This is a genomic window from Streptomyces sp. B15 (genome assembly GCF_018070605.1).
GTDB classification, from domain to species: Bacteria; Actinomycetota; Actinomycetes; order Streptomycetales; family Streptomycetaceae; genus Streptomyces; species Streptomyces smyrnaeus.
In genome coordinates this window covers 1-5526 of sequence record NZ_JAGPXJ010000179.1, presented here as the reverse complement: position 1 = coordinate 5526, position 5526 = coordinate 1, and the positions used below count along the sequence as shown (strand labels likewise).

Below are 5526 nucleotides of genomic sequence, written 5' to 3'. Positions count from 1 at the left end.
GTACGGGCCCCTGCACGGGCACGCCTATCCGTTCGACACCGGTCGCAGCACGTTCATCGCCGAGGCCGACGAGCGCACCTGGCGGGCGGCGGGCTTCCCCGCCGGCGACGAGGCCCCGCCGACGGCGGACGGCAGCGACCGGTGGGCGATCGGCAGGCTGGAGGAGATCTTTTCCGCCGCCCTGCAGGGGCATCGGCTGAGGGGGAACCGGTCCCGGTGGCGCCGGTTCACAGTGGTCCGCAACCGGAAGTGGTGGCACGAGAACGTCGTGCTGCTGGGGGACGCGGCACACACCACCCACTTCTCCGTCGGATCGGGCACCAAGCTCGCGCTGGAGGACGCCCTGTCGCTGGCGACCTGCCTGGAACAGTGCGGTTCGGTCCCGGAGGCGCTGGCCCTGTACGAGGCGGAGCGCCGCCCGGCGGTGGCGGCGACGCAGCGCGCCGCGCAGGTGAGCCTGGAGTGGTTCGAGGACATCGGCCGGGTGATCGGACTGAGCCCCTCGCGCTTCGCCCTCGAACTGCTCACCCGCAGCGGCCGGTTGACCTACAGCGACTTGACAGCGACAGCTCACACACCCAATAGTGATTGCCAAACGGAAATCAACTAACTGTTCCATCGCAGCCGAACGCCTGCGGACCCGGGGAATGCACACGCGTTTGCCGCCACGTGCCGGCTCTCGTTCTCGAAATGTTCCGGATCGACCACTGCCACCGGCAGGGGAAAGGAGCGCGGGAAATGCGCAGCGTCACAGAGGGAACGGGACCGGGACCGGAGAACAGCACGCTTCCGGAAGTCTTCGGGGAAGTGGCGCGCCGGTACGCGGAAAGGACCGCCCTGGTGCACGGGCCGGAGCGGCTCACCTACGCGGAACTCGACGCACGCGCCGACAAGGCCGCCCACGCCCTGCGGGAGTGCGGCGTGGCGCCCGGCACCTTCGTCGGCCTCCACCTCACCCGTTCCCTTGAGCTCTACGTGATCACGCTGGCCGTGCTCAAAGCCGGTGGCTGCGTCGTCCCGCTGAACCCCGCCCACCCCGACGCAGTCGTCCGGAGCATCGTCGAGGAAGCGGATGTCCGGCTGCTCGTGCACCAGGGCCGGTGGCCCGCGCCGGATTCCGGGGACGGACCGCGCCGGCTGACCACCACCGCCTTGATCGAGCGCGCCCGCGACTGCGACGGCGGCGCCCTGGAGGCCGGGTCGGACCCGGAGAGCCCCGCGTTCGTGATGTTCACCTCCGGCTCCACCGGGAGGCCCAAGGGGGTGCTGGTACCGCACCGTGGGCTGACCCGGCTGGCCGTGCACAGCGACGAATTCGAGATCACCGAGAACGACTGTTTCGTACAGCAGGCGGCGCACTCCTTCGCGGCGTCCACCATCGAGATCTGGCAGAGCCTGCTGCACGGCGCCCGGCTCGTCGTCCTGCCCCCGCGGACACCGACACTCACGGATCTGGTGGAGGCGATCGAGCAGCACGGTGTGACGTTCCTGAGCCTGCCGTGCGGCCTGTTCAACCTGCTGGTCGACCAGGAGCCCCGGAGCCTGCGGAACGTGCGCGTCATCACGGTCAGTGGGGACTTCCCTTCCGCCGCCCACCTGGCGAAGGCGGCCGCTGCCACCTCGGCGAAGGTCTACAACTGCTACGGCTGCACGGAGGGTTCCTCCCTGGTGGCCGTGCACCGCGTCCGCGGGGACGACCCGCCACGGGCCGGGGAGCGGGTGCCGGTGGGGCGTGCGATGCCACTGATGACAGCCGACGTCCTCGACGCCCGGCTGAGGCCGTGCGCACCGGACGAGCCCGGCGAGCCCGGCGAGCTGTGCATCGGCGGGGCCGGGGTCGCCCGGGGCTACCTCAACGACTCCACGGCGACCGCCGAGAAGTTCGTGCCCCACCCCGCCGACCCCGGCCGGGTGCTCTACCGGACCGGTGACCGGGCCCTGAGGACACCGGACGGCAACCTCCTGCTGCTGGGCCGGTCCGACGGCATGGTCAAGATCCGCGGCTACCGCGTCGAAACCAGCGCGGTGGAGCTCGCCCTGCGCGCGCACGAGGCCGTCGACCAGGCGGTGGTCCGCGCGTTCGGAGACGAGATCACCCAGCGCCGACTGGTGGCCTTCTACACCACCCGCGACGACGCGGCCCTGCGGCCCTCACAGCTGGTGGGCCACCTGCGCGAGCTGGTGCAGGACTACATGATCCCCTCGGACTTCCGGCACCTCGACGCCATGCCCCTCAACGTCAACGGAAAGATCGACCGGACCTCCCTCACGGACCCCGGGACCCAGACCGAACGACCGGAAAGCGGTGAACGCATGAGCAGCCCACTGGAAGCCGCGGTTCTGCACACCTGGAAGGACATCATCGGCGTCGACGACGTCACGGCCTCCAACGGCTTCCTGGAGAACGGCGGGAACTCGCTGCACTTCGTGCAGCTGGCCTCCAACCTGAAGAAGGTGCTCGGTATTGACATCAGTGTCGAAGAAATCTTCCGGCATGACAACGCCGAGAAGCTTGCGCGGCACATCGAGGACCTGCGCGCCGCCGGCTGAACCCTCGGCACCCGGCGCGGGCGCGGGACGGAGCGCGGACCGAGCAGCGGGCGCCCCGGAGACGGGCACCCCGGAGACGGGCGCACCGGAGACGCGCGGCCCGGAGACGGGCGGCCCCGGCCCGGTGGCCGTCGACCACCGGGAACTCCGCGCCTGCCTGGGCAGCTTCCTGACCGGCGTCACCGTCGTCACCTTCCGGCGCGGCACCCGGGTGCACGGCATCACGGTGAACTCCTTCACCTCCGTCTCGCTGGACCCGCCACTGGTGCTGGTCGGTCTCGACCGCGGCAGCCGGGCCGCCGCGCTGCTCGGCTCCTGTCCGTACGCCATCAACGTGCTCACCGAGGGGCAGTGCGGCGTGGCCCTGCACTTCGCGGGCCGGCCGATGACCGAGCCCGTCCGCTGGGCCGCTCCGGGACCGGACGAAGTGCCCCTGCTCGCCGACACGGTCGGGCATCTCGTGTGCCGGCCATGGCGCCGGTACGACGGCGGGGACCACGAGCTCCTGGTGGGCAGCGTGGTGGGCTTCCACGTCACCGGGGGCCCGCCGCTCGCCTTCTTCCGGGGCGGGTTCCCCCGGCTCGCCGCCGACAGCCGCACCGAACCCTGGTCCGGGTCGCTCGACGACCCGGCCAATGCGCAGCGTCACCAACCAGCCCACCCCATGACCACGGAAGGTCGGACATGACGGAACACGGCCGCGGACCCACCGCCGACGAGAGCGCGCAGCCACGTGTCACACGGCCGCTGACGGGCGACGAGTACCTGGAGAGTCTGCGCGACGGCCGGGAGATCTGGGCCTACGGGGAGCGGGTCGACGACGTGACCAAGCACCCCGCCTTCCGCAACACCGCGCGTATGACCGCCCGTCTCTACGACTCGCTGCACGACCCCGAACGGGCAGGTGTGCTGACCGCCCCGACGGACACCGGGAGCCAGGGCTTCACCCACAAGTTCTTCCGTATCCCGCGCAGCGTCGAGGACCTCGTCGGCGACCGTGAGGCCATCGCGCAGTGGGCCCGCATGAGTTACGGGTGGCTGGGGCGCAGCCCCGACTACAAGGCCAGCTTCCTGGTGAGCCTCGGCGTCAACCCCGAGTACTACGGCGAGTACGCGGACAACGCCGCCCGCTGGTACCGCGAAGCGCAGGAACAGGTCCTCTACTGGAACCACGCGGTCATCAATCCCCCGGTGGACCGGCATCGTCCCGCGGACAGCAACGACGTCTTCGTGCACGTGGAGGAGGAGCGGGACGACGGCCTGATCGTCAGCGGCGCCAAGGTCGTCGCCACCGGCTCGGCGATCACCCACTGCAACTTCATCGCGCACTACGGGCTGCCGGTCCAAAAGCGGGAGTACGCGCTGGTGTGCACCCTGCCGATGGGCACCCCGGGGGTGAAGCTGATCTGCCGCCCCTCGTACGGCGTGATGGCGGACGCGGTGGGCAGCCCCTTCGACTACCCGCTCTCCAGCCGGATGGACGAGAACGACACGATCTTCATCCTCGACCGGGTGAAGGTCCCCTGGGAGAACGTCTTCATCTACGGCGACACGGCCAAGGCGGGCACCTTCCTCACCTCCTCCGGGTTCACGCACCGGCTGACCTTCCACGGCATCACCCGGCTCGGCGTCAAGCTGGACTTCCTGGCCGGCCTGCTGCTCAAGGGCGTCGAAGCCACCGGCACCAAGGACTTCCGCGGCATCCAGACCCGGGTCGGTGAGGTCCTCGCCTGGCGCAACATGTTCTGGGGTCTGGGTGACGCGATGGCGCAGAACCCGGACACCTGGCACAACGGTGCACTGCTGCCGAACCTGGACTACGGCATGGCCTACCGCTGGTTCATGACCATCGGCTACCCCCGCATACGCGAGATCCTGCTCCAGGACCTGGGCAGCGCGCTGGTCTACTTCACCTCGCACGCCAAGGACTTCCGGCAGCCCGAACTCCGCCGCCTGCTGGACAAGTACGTGCGCGGCTCCCACGGCTACGACTCGGTGGAGCGGGTGAAGCTGATGAAGCTGGTCTGGGACTCCATCGGGACGGAGTTCGGAGGCCGGCACGAACTCTACGAACGCAACTACTCGGGCAACCACGAGAACGTCCGCATCGAACTGCTGCTGGCACAGCAGAACTCCGGTCTCGTCGACGCCTACAAGGGGTTCGCGGAGGAGTGCATGGCCGAGTACGACCTCGACGGATGGACCGCTCCCGACCTCGTCAACCCCAGCCTCGTCTAGCCGAGCGGGGCGGGCCCGGGGCAACGGCCCACGGTCCCTGGGGGATCAACCGGCCGAGGCGTGGCGAGCCGCCTCGGCCGGTCGCAGTGAAACGGAGTCGCATGCCTTACGCCATCGTGGTCCTGGGGATCGGCGTCTTCTGTCTGAACACGACGGAGATCATGGTCGCCGGGCTGCTGCCCAGCCTGTCGTCCGAGTTCGACGTGTCGGTCTCCACCGTCGGTTACCTCATCTCCGTCTACGCGATGGGCATGGTCGTCGGCGGCCCCGTGCTGACGGTCGCCCTGCTGCGGGTACCGCGGAAGAAGGCGCTGCTGTGGCTGCTGGCCACCTTCGTTGCCGGCCAGGTGCTCGGTGCCGCGGCGCAGGACTTCTGGGTGCTGGTGGCCGCCCGGGTGATCACGGCGCTCGCCGCCTCCGCGTTCTTCGGCATCGCTGTCGCGGTGTGCGCGCAACTGGTGGACAAGGACCAGCGGGGCCGCGCCCTTTCGGTGCTCTTCGGCGGGCTGATGGTCGCCCAGGTCGTCGGGCTGCCGGCCGCCACCCTGATCGATCAGCACTTCGGCTGGCGGGCCAGCTTCTGGGCCGTCGGTGCGCTCGCGGGCCTGAACGCGCTGGCCGTATGGCGAAGGGTGCCCACCACCCCGATGCCGGAGCGGATGCGGCTGCGGGGGGAGATCTCCGCCTTCCGCAACGCGAGACTGTGGGGGGTCTACGGCACCAACGCCCTGGTGATCG

General features: G+C 70.0%; 5 protein-coding genes. All 5 read left to right on the top strand.

The features are described 5' to 3' along the window. A partial coding sequence (locus KBY19_RS35500; RefSeq protein WP_210967487.1) for an FAD-dependent monooxygenase occupies positions 1-610 on the top strand: 610 nt, incomplete at its 5' end. A 128-nt stretch (positions 611-738) separates the two neighbouring features. Continuing rightward, positions 739-2550, top strand: a complete 1812-nt coding sequence (locus KBY19_RS35495; protein WP_210967486.1) for a non-ribosomal peptide synthetase — start codon at positions 739-741, stop codon at positions 2548-2550. After that, on the top strand, positions 2495-3238 hold the full coding sequence (locus tag KBY19_RS35490; RefSeq protein WP_210967485.1) for a flavin reductase family protein: 744 nt from the start codon (positions 2495-2497) through the stop codon (positions 3236-3238). Before KBY19_RS35495 ends, KBY19_RS35490 begins: the two co-directional genes overlap by 56 nt. After that, positions 3235-4788 (top strand): 4-hydroxyphenylacetate 3-hydroxylase family protein, encoded by a 1554-nt coding sequence (locus KBY19_RS35485; protein WP_099877161.1) that lies wholly within the window; start codon positions 3235-3237, stop codon positions 4786-4788. The genes KBY19_RS35490 and KBY19_RS35485 overlap by 4 nt, the downstream gene beginning before the upstream one ends. Before the next feature lie 101 nt (positions 4789-4889). Further along, positions 4890-5526 (top strand): MFS transporter (locus KBY19_RS35480; RefSeq protein WP_210967484.1); only part of this gene is annotated, 637 nt, incomplete at its 3' end.